Annotated in this window: 13 protein-coding genes; 7 read left to right on the top strand and 6 right to left on the bottom strand. The window is 65.6% G+C overall.

Translation table 11 applies throughout. The features are described 5' to 3' along the window. Positions 1-3: 3 nt before the first annotated feature. Positions 4-261 carry a DUF4148 domain-containing protein gene (locus tag ABWO90_RS10655; RefSeq protein WP_353191198.1) on the top strand — a complete coding sequence of 86 codons (258 nt, stop codon included), beginning with the start codon at positions 4-6 and terminating at the stop codon, positions 259-261. 301 nt (positions 262-562) lie between these two features. Here ABWO90_RS10655 and ABWO90_RS10650 read toward each other — a convergent pair whose 3' ends face one another. From ABWO90_RS10650 to ABWO90_RS10625, 6 genes are all read right to left on the bottom strand, one after another. Further along, positions 563-2,050: an efflux transporter outer membrane subunit gene (locus tag ABWO90_RS10650; protein ID WP_353191197.1), complete on the bottom strand. Its 1,488-nt coding sequence runs from the start codon at positions 2,048-2,050 to the stop codon at positions 563-565. Continuing rightward, positions 2,047-2,976, bottom strand: a complete 930-nt coding sequence (locus ABWO90_RS10645; RefSeq protein ID WP_353191196.1) for an efflux RND transporter periplasmic adaptor subunit — start codon at positions 2,974-2,976, stop codon at positions 2,047-2,049. Before ABWO90_RS10645 ends, ABWO90_RS10650 begins: the two co-directional genes overlap by 4 nt. Continuing rightward, positions 2,973-3,182: a DUF1656 domain-containing protein gene (locus ABWO90_RS10640; protein ID WP_353191195.1), complete on the bottom strand. Its 210-nt coding sequence runs from the start codon at positions 3,180-3,182 to the stop codon at positions 2,973-2,975. The genes ABWO90_RS10645 and ABWO90_RS10640 overlap by 4 nt, the downstream gene beginning before the upstream one ends. After that, positions 3,179-5,188 carry an FUSC family protein gene (locus tag ABWO90_RS10635; protein ID WP_353191194.1) on the bottom strand — a complete coding sequence of 670 codons (2,010 nt, stop codon included), beginning with the start codon at positions 5,186-5,188 and terminating at the stop codon, positions 3,179-3,181. The genes ABWO90_RS10640 and ABWO90_RS10635 overlap by 4 nt, the downstream gene beginning before the upstream one ends. Before the next feature lie 3 nt (positions 5,189-5,191). Beyond that, positions 5,192-5,665 (bottom strand): MarR family winged helix-turn-helix transcriptional regulator, encoded by a 474-nt coding sequence (locus ABWO90_RS10630; protein WP_353191193.1) that lies wholly within the window; start codon positions 5,663-5,665, stop codon positions 5,192-5,194. 211 nt (positions 5,666-5,876) lie between these two features. Then, complete coding sequence (locus ABWO90_RS10625; protein WP_353191192.1) at positions 5,877-6,398, bottom strand: MarR family winged helix-turn-helix transcriptional regulator; 522 nt, start codon at positions 6,396-6,398, stop codon at positions 5,877-5,879. Between the two features lie 145 nt (positions 6,399-6,543). On the opposite strand from ABWO90_RS10625, the gene badH reads away from it, so the two are divergent. The 6 genes from badH (at position 6,544) to ABWO90_RS10595 (ending at position 13,720) form a co-directional block, all read left to right on the top strand. Continuing rightward, complete coding sequence (badH, locus tag ABWO90_RS10620) at positions 6,544-7,311, top strand: 2-hydroxycyclohexanecarboxyl-CoA dehydrogenase (protein WP_353191191.1); 768 nt, start codon at positions 6,544-6,546, stop codon at positions 7,309-7,311. Between the two features lie 101 nt (positions 7,312-7,412). After that, a complete protein-coding gene (gene badI / locus ABWO90_RS10615) occupies positions 7,413-8,195 on the top strand; it encodes a 2-ketocyclohexanecarboxyl-CoA hydrolase (RefSeq protein ID WP_353191190.1) in 783 nt (260 codons plus the stop codon). Between the two features lie 14 nt (positions 8,196-8,209). Then, entirely contained in the window at positions 8,210-9,364 is a 1,155-nt protein-coding gene (gene aliB / locus ABWO90_RS10610) for a cyclohexanecarboxyl-CoA dehydrogenase (RefSeq protein WP_353191189.1), read from the top strand. Between the two features lie 86 nt (positions 9,365-9,450). After that, the gene (aliA, locus tag ABWO90_RS10605) at positions 9,451-11,097 is read left to right on the top strand and encodes a cyclohexanecarboxylate-CoA ligase (protein WP_353191188.1); all 1,647 of its coding nucleotides are present in this window, start codon (positions 9,451-9,453) and stop codon (positions 11,095-11,097) included. Between the two features lie 61 nt (positions 11,098-11,158). Next, positions 11,159-12,328 carry an acyl-CoA dehydrogenase family protein gene (locus tag ABWO90_RS10600; RefSeq protein ID WP_353191187.1) on the top strand — a complete coding sequence of 390 codons (1,170 nt, stop codon included), beginning with the start codon at positions 11,159-11,161 and terminating at the stop codon, positions 12,326-12,328. A gap of 3 nt (positions 12,329-12,331) precedes the next feature. Further along, positions 12,332-13,720, top strand: coding sequence for an MFS transporter (locus ABWO90_RS10595; RefSeq protein ID WP_353191186.1), 1,389 nt, complete (start codon positions 12,332-12,334; stop codon positions 13,718-13,720). Positions 13,721-13,992: the final 272 nt, after the last annotated feature.

The following is a 13,992-nucleotide window of genomic DNA, read 5'->3' as shown; positions in this document are numbered from 1 at the left end:
TCCATGAAAAAGAACCTGTTGACCGCCGTCGCGCTTGTTGGCCTGACCATGGCTGCCGGCTCGGCATTCGCTGCGGATCAGACGCAAACGAGCGGTGTGACCCGCGCGCATGTGCGTGCCGAGTTGCAAGCCGCCCGTGAACTTGGCCTGTCGCCGGTGACGGAATTCAATTTCCCGTACACCTTCGAACAGTCGGTGCAATTGCAACAACGCACGGCCGAGATCGAAGCGCAACATCAGGCAGCACCGATCGCCAACTAAATGGCGTCGTTTGCCGATAACCTTTGCAGTTATCGCCTGAGTTTCTGAAGTTTGTTGTACCGGAAGTTCCTGGATTCGCCGACGGCCCGCCCGACTCGCCAACGAGTTTCGCCCGAGCCGCGCGACTCCAGTTCAAATTGACGCCGTACCGCGTCACCGACCACAGCCCCGCCCGAGAATTCGTTCCCGACGGGGCTTGTGTGTTTCTGGCGTGGGGCTTTTGCGACGAAATGACCGTATGGCTGCTTTGCCGTACGGCCGCCCGGCCCGACCCGGGTTGCCCCCGGGCCGACCGGATGCCCTAGCGGGCGTTAGCCTGTTGCGTCGCGCCTTCCCTGGCGCTCTCGTTGTTACCGGCCTTGGCGCTCGATTGCCAGCCGCCACCCAACGCCAGGAACAGATTCACCTGATCCATTGCCACCTGCGTCTGCGAGGCCGCCAATGCGGCTTCCGCGCTCGCGTGTGTGCGCTCGGCATCGAGGCTCGTGAGATAGGGGGCACGACCGGCCTGATAGAGCCTGTGGTTCTGATCGGCGGCGGCGCGCGACTTGTCGCGGGCGTCGCGCAAGGCGTCGTCGCGTTCAAGTTCGCGGGTGTAGGCAGACAGCGACGTCTGCGTTTCCTGCAGTGCCTTGAGGACCACGCCGTCGAAGTGGGCGAGGGCGGCATCGGCGCCGGCTTCCATGCCCTTGATGTGCGCGCGCACCCCATTGGTCGGCAGCGACCACGTGATCATCGGTCCGATGGACCATTGTTCCGTGCGACCCTGTCCGAAGTGCTCGAGCATGCCGCTCGCACCGACCGACGCGCCGATGCGGATCGACGGATACAGATCCGCCGTCGCCACACCGATCTTCGCCGTGGCGGAGGCCAGTTCACGCTCGGCCTGACGCACGTCGGGGCGGCGCTTGAGCAGCGCCGTACCGTCGCCGACGGGCAACGGCTGGCTCAATTGCGGGATGCGACGACATTGTGCGGCGCTCGCGTCGAGCGTGCCGGGCACCTTGCCGAGCATCACGGCGAGCCGATAGGTCGCCGCTTCATGCTGCGCCTGGAAGTGCGGCAGGGCGGCACGCAACGTGTCGGCCTGCGCTTGCGCGCGCAGAAGATCGGTCGGCTGGTCGCGTCCCGCGTCGACCAGCTTGCGCGTGATCGTCACACTCTTTTCCTGAAGCTTCAGTTGCTCGTTGGCGATGTCGTATTCGTGATTGGCCGCACAGCTTTGCACGTAGGCGCGCACGGTTTCGGCCGCCACGCTCACGCGGGCCACGTCCAGCGCAGCCTGACTGGCTTCGGCAGCGGCCAGCGCCGCTTCGTCTGCGCGTGCCAGCTTGCCGAAGAAATCGATCTGATAGGAGATGGACAGCGCGGCGGCGGCCAGATTGATCACCGGCAGCTTTTCTTCCTGCAGGAAACTTTCACCGGAGAGCTGCGCGCGGGCCACGTTGGCTTCCACGCCGCCCTGCGGCAGATTCTCCGACTCGACTTCGTGATACATCGCCACGGCGCGCCGCACATTCGCGAGCGCCACGCGAACGTTCGTGTTGGCCGCAAGGGCTTCCTTCACGAGCGCGTCGAGCTTGGGGTCGTCATACAACTGCCACCAGTCGTCGGGCACCGCTTCGATGGACACGGCATGCTGCGTGCCGTTCGCGATCGGGCCGTTCGCTTCGGGCGAACGCATCACCGATTGCGCCGGCAGGTGGTAGTCGGGGCCGACCGTGGTGCAACCGGCCACGAGCGCGGCAGCGGCTGCCACGGCGCTCATCAACAGTAATCTCGTTTTCATTGCCGGGCTCCCGGTGTCGACGGGGCCAGCCTCGGAGACGACGGCCCCGGCTTGCCCTGCTGGCTTTCCACCACGGTCACCGTAGCGGTGCGGCCTGCCACGAGGCGCATGTCCTCGGGCACGTCGTCGAGCGCGACGCGCACCGGGATGCGCTGTGCGAGACGCACCCAGTTGAAGGTCGGATTGATGTTCGGCAGCATCGACGCGCCGCTCGTGCGGTCACGGTCCTCGATACCGGCGACGATGCTCTGCACATGACCGTGCAGCACCTGACGTTCGCCCATCAACCGGATTTCCACGCGGTCGCCCACGTGGATGCCACCCATCTTGGTTTCTTCGAAGTAGCCTTCCACATGCAGCGAGTTGGCGTCGACCATCGACAGCACCGGGCGGCCGGTGGTGACGTAGTCGCCCACGCGCGGCACGCGATCGTTCAGATATCCGTCGGTTGGCGCAACGACGCGGGTGCGTTCGAGGTTGAGCTTGGCCAGACGCACGGCCGCATCGGCTTGTGCCACGGCGGCTTCGCCCGATTCGACCTTGGCCTGACCGGCTTCCACGACTTCCTTGGCGACCACTTCCGTCAACTGACGATTGCGCGCATTTTCGCGACGCGCCTGCGCGAGCGTGGCACGCAGCGCGGCCACGTTCGCTTCCGATTGCTTGAGCGCAAGCGTATAGCGGTCGCGGTCGATGACGAACAGCAGGTCGCCGCGATGCACGCGCTGGTTGTCCTTGACCTGGACGTCGGTAATGAGGCCGGAGACGTCGGGGGCGATCTGGACGATGTCGGCGCGAATGCGGCCGTCACGTGTCCATGGTGCCACGGTGTAGTAGTCCCAGAGGTGCAGCAGCACGAAGATCGCGACGCAGGAAACCGCGAGCGTCAGAACGACGGGGCCGAGAGAGCGAAGTTTCAGTTTCATGATTGACAGGCGCGCGCGATGACGACGATGCCACCCAGCGCGATGATGTAGACAGCAAGATTGAATAACGAACGGTGCCAGACGAGCCGGTAGAAGCCGATTCGCGCGAGCAGGAAGCGCAGCGCACCGGTCAGCACGAATGCCACGACCATCAGGGCAAGCAGCGTCGGCACGAACACGCCGTAGATGTCGATTTCTCCGCTCATTGGGCACTCCCTAAACGAGGGGCCGGGTACAGGGCCACGTGGATGTCCATGAGCGAGGCGCGCGCGCTGCGCGAGGCCTGATCGCTATGGGCCACCAACGAGCGCACGGCGCCCAGCAGTTTGTCGCGCAGCGTGGCGTCGGGCTCGCTCACGAGATCGTCGAGTCGCGCCTGATAGAAGCGCGCCACGTCGGTGAGCACGGCCTGCACGGCATCGCGCTGCGTTGGATTCAGATGCGGCAGCTCGCGCTGCAACGCCAGCGCGGAGAGTTCCACGCGCACTTCGGTAAAGCCGTCGCTCGACGTTTCGCTTTCGCTCGCGGCCAGACGCGGCACGAGTTGTCCGAGGCGGTCGAGCAAACGAGCACGCAGTCGGCCATGTTCGGCCACGGTGCGGCCCACGGCGTTTCTCGCGATGTCGCGCCAGCTCGAGCGAATCAGGCGGCGCATGGCAACGCGCGTGCCGAACGGGCGTGTCTGCAAGGTCCAGACCAGCGCGAACAGCACACCGGCCAGACCGGCGATGTTGTTGTTCAGGAAGCCCTGGAAGTCGGCGTTGTAGCCGCCCTGAATCCCCACGAAAGTCGCCGTGTTCACCGCCACGAGCATGGCCACCATCGTGAAGCGCGGCTGCGGAATCAGTGTCCCGAGCAACACGAACGGCACGGCAAAGAGCGCAACGAGCAGACCGAAGTCATGCGCGTTCGTCAGGATGAAGAAGACGTACACGGCAGCCAGCACCACGCACACGGCCGTCGCCCAGAAGAACGAGCGAATGAAGGGGGCGGGTTCGTCCATTGCGGCAAAGAAGCAGCAGGCGACGGCGCCGAGCGAGACGGCCGCAGCCCCATCGTTCCAGCCGGTGTAGATCCACACCATGCCCATGAGGAACGTGCAAAGCGCAGCGGAAACGGTTGAGAAAAGCAGCAGGCCGTGATCGTAGTGGCGGGCCCCGCCGAGCTCCCAGTGTTGGAAGGCGGGTGTCCATTCGGACTCGGTGGCCTGATCCTCGCCCTGGCCGAAGCGGCGTTGCAGCGTCGCGCAATCCTGCCAGAGCTGGACGAGCGAGCGCAGACGGTCTTCCGTGGCGGCCACGAGCGCGCCGTACCAATCCGACGCTTCGCCGGCCGCCTGTGGCGGACTCAGCAAGTGCTCGGGCGCGGGCGACGGTGCACCGCGGCGCAGCCACGCGACCACGTCGGCCATCTTGGCTTCGAGGGCTTCGGGCGCCCCCTGCGGGTGCTGGCGCAGGGCATGCACGAGCGACGCTACGGTCGAGAGCACCGGCATCATCATCGTCATGCGCCCGCGCAGTTCCTGTGCTTCACGCACGCGATCGGACTTGTCGGCGTCGTAGGACAACTGGCTGATCAACTGGTCGAGCGCCAGAATGTCGGCCGCCATGCGGTGACGGCTCATGTGGCGCGTGGCCTTGCCTTCCGGGTCGGCCGACAGCATGTCGATGGTCCAGCGCGCTGCGTCGGTGAGCCAGCGTGCGGAGCGGTCGTGCAGCACCTTCGCCACGCTCGTGGGCAGCACCACCGCGCCGACCACGCTCGCGCACACGATCCCGAGAATGATTTCCTCGGCGCGCGCAATGGCGATGTCGAAAACCCCGGCGGGGGTACTCACCGCAGGCAGGGCGATCAGCGGCAGCGTGTACGACGCGAGCAGAAACACATAACTGCGCGGCGAGCGGTGCAGCAGCGAGATATAGAGCAGCGTGCCGGTCCACAACCCGACCGCGGCCATCAGCAATTCAGGGGTATTGACGAGCGCGGGGACGAACGCGATCGACGCCGCAGCGCCGAGCAAGGTGCCGAGCACCCGGTAGAGCGCCTTGGAGCGCGTGGCGCCCGTCAGCGGATGCGACACGATATAGACCGTGGCCATTGCCCAGTACGGGCGCGGCAATCCCAGAGCGAGCGCGATGTAGAGCGCCAGCATCGAGGCGCAGAACGCCTTGATGGAGAAGATCCAGTCGCGTGAGGAGGGCCAATTGAGCACGATTCACTTCTTGGGAGGCGCCATCGCGAGAATGGCCCCGTCGGGGCCCGCCGCGCTGGAGAGAGCTTCGAACACGCGCAACACCGCATCGAAATCCTCGCGCGGGATGTCCGAAAACACCTTCGCGCGCAACTGACTGAGTTCGACTTCGAGTTTTTCGGCGAGCGCTTCGCCGGCCTCCGTCAACCGCAGCGCGTTGGCGCGCCGGTCGCTGGCATCCACTTCGCGCAGCACGAGTCCGGCCGCGCACAACTGATCGAGCAGTCGTACCAGAGAGGCGCCTTCGAGCCCGACGTATTCGGCGAGTTCGACCTGACGCACCCCCTGGCCAAGGCGGCGGATGAAGAGCAGGGGGCCTGCGCTCGCCGCGGAAATGCCGTATTCGACGATCGCGCCCTGCGATAACTGGCGCCACTGTTTGCCTGCCAGCAACAGGTGGCTGGTGAAGACAAATCGGAGCGATTCTAGGGAGGTCATGAAGAAAGATTATATGTTAACTAATAATTAGGATGCTAGTTAATACGGCATTGCGCCAGATGGCGGAGTCGCCGGAAACCATTGCTGGTATTGGATTTGCTGGGAGTATGGAGTTGCGCGGGAGGGGATTTTGGCGGGCCGTTTCGACCAGGCCCGCCTGTTTTATTTTTGAAATCGGGTCTCGGGCGTCCCGAAATCCGAATGCGTGACGTTAATCCTGGTGGTCGTCGTTCGCCTCCGGCAACGCGCCCGATGCCGAGTCGATCTGCTTCATGTTCTCGAGCAGTTTGAGCAGGTAGTGCAGCGTATGTGTGATGTCGCCGGTAGAGAAGTCGGCGAGCGCCTGACCGTAATAGCCGTGGATGCGTGGCACGGCCTCGCGGTGCCAGACCTCATGACCGCGCTCGGTCATGGTGATGCGCCGGGAGCGGCGGTCGCGTCCGTCGGGCGCGCTCACGATGTGCCCGTCGCGCTCCATCCGGCCGATCAGTCCCGACAGGTTCTGGCGGCTGACCATCAGATAGCGGGCGAGATCGCCCACGCTCATGCCGTCCGGCACTTCCGGGCGCGACAGCGCGCCGAGTACGGCCCATTGCTGGGTCGTCAGCCCGAGACTTTCTACCGCACGCGTACCGGTTTTGTGCAACATATTGGCGCATTGATATAACCGGAAAAACACCCGGTTGGCCAACTCCATTCGCGTAATTTCCAAATTATTCTTAGGGTTTTCCATATCGATTTCTCTGCCGTCGCGCGCTTGCGCATCGTCGATGTCGTGTCTAGTATACGTCAATATGTTGACGTAAATTGATCGGTGGGGCGGAATTCTGCGAGGTGAGCAAGGATACCGTGCCGCACCAGCACTCTGGAGGCGAGACATGCAGCGGTTCGAAGGCAAGACCGTCATCGTGACGGGCGGCGGGGGCGGGATTGGCGGGGCGACGTGCCGCCGTCTGGGGAGCGAGGGCGCGGCGGTGGCGGTGTTCGACCGCGATCTGGCGGCGGCCGAGCGCGTGGCAGGCGACATCGTGGCGGCGGGCGGACGGGCGCAAGCCTTCGCCTGCGACATCACCGTGCGTGAGCAGGTCGATGCGGCCATTGCTGCCGCGTCGGCGGCGCTTGGCCCGATCGACGTGCTCGTGAACAACGCCGGATGGGACATCTTCAAGCCGTTCACGAAGACGACCCCGGCAGAGTGGGAGCGACTGATCGCCATCAACCTCGTGGGTGCGCTGCATATGCATCACGCGGTACTGCCGGACATGGTGGCGCGTCGCGGCGGACGCATCGTGAACATCGCCTCCGATGCCGCGCGCGTCGGCTCGTCCGGCGAGGCGGTCTATGCCGCATGCAAGGGCGGACTCGTCGCGTTTTCGAAAACGCTGGCCCGTGAACATGCGCGGCATGGCATCACCGTGAACGTCGTGTGTCCGGGCCCGACCGACACGGCGCTGTTCGCGGATTACAAGGAAGGCGCGGGCAATCCGGAGAAGCTGGTGGAGGCGTTCACCAAGGCGATTCCGCTCGGGCGCATCGGTCAGCCGACGGATTTGCCGGGGGCCATCGCGTTCTTCGCGAGCGACGACGCGGCGTTCATCACGGGCCAGGTGCTGAGCGTGTCGGGCGGCCTGACGATGAGCGGCTGACCTCCCGCGTCCCCTGTTTTCCCGACTTCCACAGATACATCCGATTCCATCGACATCACGTTCGCCGCGCGCCAAGGCCGGCCGCGGCAAGGAGCCAGACGATGCAGTACGAAGACATCCTGTATGAAGTGCGCAACGGCGCGGCCTGGATCACGATCAACCGTCCCGAGAAGATGAACGCATTTCGCGGGCGCACCTGCGACGAACTGATTCACGCCATCAACAAGGCGGGGTACGACCGCGAAATCGCGAGCATCGTGCTGGCGGGAGCGGGCGAGAAGGCGTTTTGCACGGGCGGCGACCAGTCGGCCCACGAAGGGCAGTACGACGGACGCGGCACCATTGGCCTTCCGATGGAAGAACTGCACAACGCCATTCGCGACGTGCCCAAGCCAGTGATCGCGCGGGTGCAGGGCTATGCGATCGGTGGCGGCAACGTGATCTGCACGCTGTGCGATTTCACGATCGCTTCGGAGAAGGCCGTCTTCGGACAGGTCGGCCCGAAGGTCGGTTCGGTCGACCCTGGTTTCGGCACGGCTTTCCTTGCGCGCGTCGTCGGCGAAAAGAAGGCGCGCGAGATCTGGTACCTGTGCCGCCGTTATCCGGCCAACGAGGCGCTCGCGATGGGGCTCGTGAACACGGTCGTGCCGCACGACCAGCTCGACGCCGAAGTGCAGAAGTGGTGCGACGAGATTCTGGAACGCAGCCCGACGGCGATCGCGATCGCCAAGCGCTCGTTCAATATGGATACGGCGCAGCAGGCGGGCATCGCGGGCATGGGCATGTACGCGCTCAAGCTCTATTACGAGACGGAGGAATCGCGTGAAGGTGTGCGCGCCTTCCAGGAAAAGCGCAAGCCCGAGTTCCGTAAATACGCCAAGTAAGCGAGGCAGACGCGATGCACAATCCGTATCTCGACGACGACCTCGTCGCGTTGGCCGAGCACACGCAGCGATTCGCGCAGGATCGCGTTGCGCCCGGCTTTCTGGAACGCGACAAGACGCGCGTGCTCGACCGCACCATCATGCGCGAGATGGGCGAGTTGGGACTCATCGCCCCGGAACTGCCCGAAGCCTGTGGCGGGCAGGGCATGGGTCGGCTCGCGGCCGGTGTGATTCATGAAGCCATTGCACGCGCCGACCTGAGCCTCTCGTACATCAATCTGCTGGCGTCGCTCAACGGTCAGATTCTGGCCGAGCACGGGCAGCCGGACGTCGTCACGCCGTGGCTGCACAAGCTCACGCGCGGCGAGACGTTGCTGGCCATCGCCCTCACGGAGCCACGCGGCGGCTCCGATGCCGCCAACCTGCGCATGCGCGCGGACTTCGACGGCACGCACTACGTGCTCAATGGAGAGAAGACGTCGATCTCCGCTGCCGATCAGGCCGACGCCGCCGTCGTATTTGCACGTACGGGCGAGGTGGCGTCGGGCGCACGCGGCATCTCCGCGTTTCTCGTGCCACTCGATCTTCCCGGTATCACGCGACAACGCTTCGACTGCCACGGGCAGCGTGCCATCGGACGCGGCTCGCTCTTTTTCGAGAACGTGAAGATTCCGACCGACCATGTCCTCGGCGCGCCGGGCGAGGGCTTCGTGCAGGTCATGCAGGGCTTCGATTTCTCGCGCGCGCTCATCGGCTTGCAAGTGCTTGCCGTCGCGCGTGCCTCGCTCGACGAGACATGGGAATACGTGGCCCAGCGTGAAGCGTTCGGCAAACCGTTGTCGGCGTTCCAGGGGGTATCGCACCCGTTGGCCGACTTCGACACGCAGGTCGAGGCCGCCCGTTTGCTTTGTTTGCAAACGCTCTGGCTCAAGGATCGCGGCTTGCCTCACAGTGCCGAGGCGGCGATGTGCAAGTGGTGGGGGCCGAAGCTGGCGTACGACGTCATCCATCAGTGCCTCTTGATGTTCGGCCACGGCGGCTATGACCGGGGTGTGATGGAACAGCGCCTGCGCGACGTGCTGGGTTTCCAGATCGGCGACGGCACCGCACAGATCATGAAGACGATCATCGCGCGCACACGGGCGGGCAGGCAGGCGGTTCCCGTCTGACAGGGGCGCCGCCGCAAGCAAGCAGCAGGATGCAAGACGCAAGACCATAACAACGCGAGAACTGCGACAGCACAGGAGACGATGCGATGGAATTCGATGCGGTGTTGCTTCCCCCGAGACGCGAGCACAGCGTGGCACGCGGCTGGTGGCCCGAACGTACGATCAACGACGCGCTCGATGCCGCGCTGGCCGCGTCGCCGGACAAGATCGCGCTGACTGCCGTGTCGACGGCCACCGGCGACACCACGCAACTGACTTACGCTGCACTCGCCGACGCCGCCGAGCGCCTCGCGCTGGGGCTGTTGCGCCGAGGCGTCGGGCGCGGCGATGTCGTCGCCTGCCAGTTGCCCAACGGCTGGCCGTTCGCCGTGACGTATCTGGCGTGTGCGCGCATCGGTGCGGTCCTCAATCCGCTCATGCACATCTTCCGCGAACGGGAGTTGTCGTTCATGTTGCGTCATGGGGAGGCGAAGGTCTTCATCGTGCCGCAGACATTCCGTGGTTTCGACCACGCCGCGATGGCGCGGGAACTGCAACGCGAATTGCCGGCGCTCGCGCACGTGATCGTCGTGGGCGGCGAGACAGCGTCGGGCGATAGCTTCGACGCGGTGCTCATGGCGGGGGAGCCGGCAGCGACGGAGGCCGAGTGCGCGCAGATGCTGGCCGCGAGGGCGCGCCCGGATGACGTCATGCAGTTGATGTACACGTCGGGCACCACGGGCGAGCCGAAGGGCGTGATGCACAGCGCCAACACCACCTTCTCCAACATCGAGGCCTATGCGCAGCGCATGCGGCTCGGCCGCGACGACGTCATTCTGATGGGCTCGCCGCTCGCGCATCAGACCGGCTTCATGTACGGGCTGATGATGCCGATCCTGCTCGGGGCGAGTGCCGTCATGCTCGATGTCTGGGACCCGGCCAACGCGGTGCGGCTGATCCGGACGTATGGCGTGACGTTCACGATGGCGTCCACGCCGTTTCTTGCCGACCTCACGAAGGCCGTGGCGGCCGGCGGCGAAACGGTGCCGACCCTGCGCGCGTTTCTCTGTGCCGGTGCGCCGATCCCCGGGCCTGTCGTGGAGCAGGCGCGCAAGGTGCTCGGCGCCAAGATCGTGTCGGCGTGGGGGATGACCGAGAACGGCGCGGTCACGCTCACGCGTCTGGAAGACGACGACGTGCGCGCGTCCACCACCGACGGCTGCCCCCTGCCGGGCGTGGAGCTTCGCGTGGTCGACGCGCAAGGGCAGGACTTGCCGCAAGGCGAGACGGGTCGTCTGTTCGTGCGCGCTTGCTCGAACTTCGGCGGCTATCTCAAGCGCGCACAATGGAACGGCACCGACGCCGACGGCTGGTTCGACACCGGCGACATGGCCTGGCTCGACGCCACCGGCTACGTGCGCATCGCCGGACGCAGCAAGGACGTGATCATCCGGGGCGGCGAGAACATTCCTGTCGTGGAGATCGAGGCGCTGCTGTACCGGCACCCGTCGGTGGCGACGGTCGCCATCGTCGCTTATCCCGACGAGCGGCTCGGCGAGCGCGCGTGTGCCGTCGTCGTGCCGCGCCCCGGGCAGTCCATCGACCTTCCGGCGATCACCGGCTTTCTGGCGTCGCACAAGGTGGCGCGACAGTACTGGCCCGAGCGTCTCGAAGTGCGCGACGCGCTGCCGACCACGCCCACGGGTAAGATACAGAAATTCAAGTTGCGCGAGATGCTGCAGGCGGGGGCGTGACCGGCGGCACGTTTGCCTCCCTCCGCGCGGCAGCATGGCTTTCACCAAGGATTGAAGATCGATGACATCGAAAGGACTGGATAGCGAATCGTTCGAGCTGCTGCTCGCGGCCGTGCAACGCTTCATTCGCGAGCGGCTGGTGCCCGCCGAGAACGATGTGGAGGCGCACGACGAAGTCCCCGCCGCGCTCGTCGACGAAATGAAGGAGATGGGCCTGTTCGGGCTGTCGATTCCGGAGGAATTCGGCGGCATTGGCCTGTCGATGGCGCAGGAAGTGCGGGTGGCCTACGAGTTCGGGCAGACGTCGCTCGCGTTTCGCTCGGTCTTCGGCACGAACGTGGGTATCGGCTCGCAAGGCATTCTGATGGACGGCACCGACGCGCAGAAGCGCGATCTGCTGCCGCGCGTGGCGAGCGGCGAGCTGATCATGTCGTTTGCGCTCACCGAGCCGGATGCCGGGTCCGATCCGGCGGCGCTCAAGACACGCGCCGTGCTCGATGGCGATACGTATGTAATCGACGGCGTGAAGCGCTTCATCACCAACGCACCGCGCGCCGGGGCCTTCACGCTGATGGCGCGCACCGGCGGGGAGGGCGCGGGCGGCATTTCGGCGTTCATCGTACCGGCCGACACCCCGGGGCTGTCGCTCGGCAAGCCCGACAAGAAGATGGGGCAGCGCGGCACGAAGACTTGCGACGTGGTGCTCGAAGGCGCCCGTGTGCCGGCAGCGAACATCATCGGCGGTGAAGCGGGCAAGGGCTTCAAGACGGCCATGAAGGTGCTCGATCGCGGGCGTCTGCACGTGGCGGCGCTCGCTTGCGGCATGGCGCAGCGCATTCTCGACGAATCGGTGGCGTACGCGCGCGAGCGCAAGCAGTTCGGTCAGCGCATCGGCGACTTCCAGCTGGTGCAGGCGATGCTCGCGGACAGTCAGGCCGAGCTGTACGCCGGATGGTCGATGGTGCAGGACTGCGCCCTGCGCTACGACGCGAAGCCCGCAGGCAAGCGCGATGCCGACGTCAGTACGCGCGCCTCGTGCGCCAAGTTGTTCTGCACGGAGATGGTGGGCCGCGTAGCCGACCGGGGCGTGCAGGTGCACGGCGGCGCCGGTTACATCAACGAATACAAGGTCGAGCGCTTCTATCGCGACGTGCGCCTGCTGCGCTTGTACGAGGGCACGACACAGATTCAGCAACTCATCATCGGACGCGCGTTGATGCAGGAGGACTGATCGGTGCGCAGCGCGGCGCTTCCCTTGCTCGTCGCGTCGACGTTCTTCATGGAGAACCTCGACGCGACCATCATCACCACGTCGCTGCCCGCGATGGCGACCGACTTCGGCGTTGCGCCGTCGGCGCTCTCCATCGGGCTGTCGTCGTATCTGGTCGCACTTGCGGCCTTCATTCCGGCGAGCGGCTGGCTCGCGGACCGGCTCGGGCCGCGCCGCGTCTTCCCGTGTGCGATCGCCTTGTTCACCCTGGCGTCGGTGCTGTGTGCGATGAGCACGAGCCTCGACATGTTCACGCTGTGCCGGGTGTTGCAAGGGCTGGCGGGCGCCATGATGGTCCCGGTCGGACGTCTCATCGTGCTGCGCAACACCCCGAAGCCGCAACTGGTGCGCGCGCTCGCCACGATCACCTGGCCGGGGCTCGCCGCGCCGGTGCTCGGCCCGGCGCTCGGCGGTTTTATCTCGTCGACCTGGAGCTGGCACTGGATCTTCCTCATCAACGTGCCGTTGGGGATCGCGGCATTCGCGGCCGCCATGTGGCTGGTCAAATCTGCCCCCGGGCAACGCAAACCGTTCGATCTGGCGGGCTTCGTCGCGAGCGGCGTCGGCGCCAGTGCGTTGATGTTCGGCGTGGAACTTGCGAGCCGCACGCCGGCTGACTGGACGCTCGTGACCGGCTGTCTGGTCGGTGGCCTGCTGGCGATGGCGTGGTCGGTTCGCCATTTTGCGCGCACGCCGCATCCGCTCATCAATCTCGGCGCGCTACGTGTGCAGACGTTCGCCGTGACGGTTTGGGGCGGATCGCTGTTTCGCATCGCCATCGGCAGTGCGCCGTTTCTCCTGCCGCTGATGTTTCAGGTCGCGTTCGGCATGAGCGCGGTGACGTCCGGTTTGCTGATGCTCGCCCTGTTCGCGGGCAACCTCGGCATCAAGCCCGCGACGACGCCGATCATGCGCCGGTTCGGCTTTCGCGGCGTGTTGCTCGGCAACGGCCTGCTCGTCGCGCTGGGGTTCGCGCTGTGCGCGCTGCTCAGCGCCACGACGCCGCTGTGGATCATCTCGCTCGTGCTGCTCTTCGGCGGTATCTGCCGCTCGGTGCAGTTCACCACGCTCGCCACGATGGGGTTCGCCGACGTACCGCCGGAGGATATGAGCGGCGCGACCACGCTGTTCTCCGCGCTTCAGCAAATGACTTCCGGCCTGGGCATCGCCGTTGGCGCGCTCGTGCTCAAGCTCACGGAAGTCGCCGGGGCTGCGCCGTACGGTACCGCCGCGTTTCGCTGGACGTTCGTCGTCATGGCCGCGCTGGCGCTGCTCGCCTTGCTCGACGGCAGGCGTCTGCCGTCGGATGCGGGCGCCCATGTGAGCGGGCATACGCCTTCGGCGCAACGATGATGTCGCATTGATGTCGGGCTGACGCGCCGGCCACGGCCGGCGCGTCATGCCTCTTCATGGTGCGCGCGTGCCTATGCCGCGCTATGGTGCACTGCTGCGGTGCAGCAGCGACGGCCCGGTTCGCGGGCCTTTCCCGGGCTTTCTTCTCCTTCACGTTCCTGTATCGCCTTGTCCCACAATGCGCGGCGACTTGTCGTGTGCGTGCTGGCACGCTTGTTGCGTTAGCGAATAGGCCAGCGGCAAAGGCGTCGCGGGCAAGGAATTTCGGTGCG

The organism is Pandoraea pnomenusa (genome assembly GCF_040391475.1).
Taxonomy (GTDB): domain Bacteria; phylum Pseudomonadota; class Gammaproteobacteria; order Burkholderiales; family Burkholderiaceae; genus Pandoraea; species Pandoraea pnomenusa_C.
Note: the sequence above shows the minus strand (reverse complement) of the source record. Positions and strands in the feature narration are given on the sequence as shown.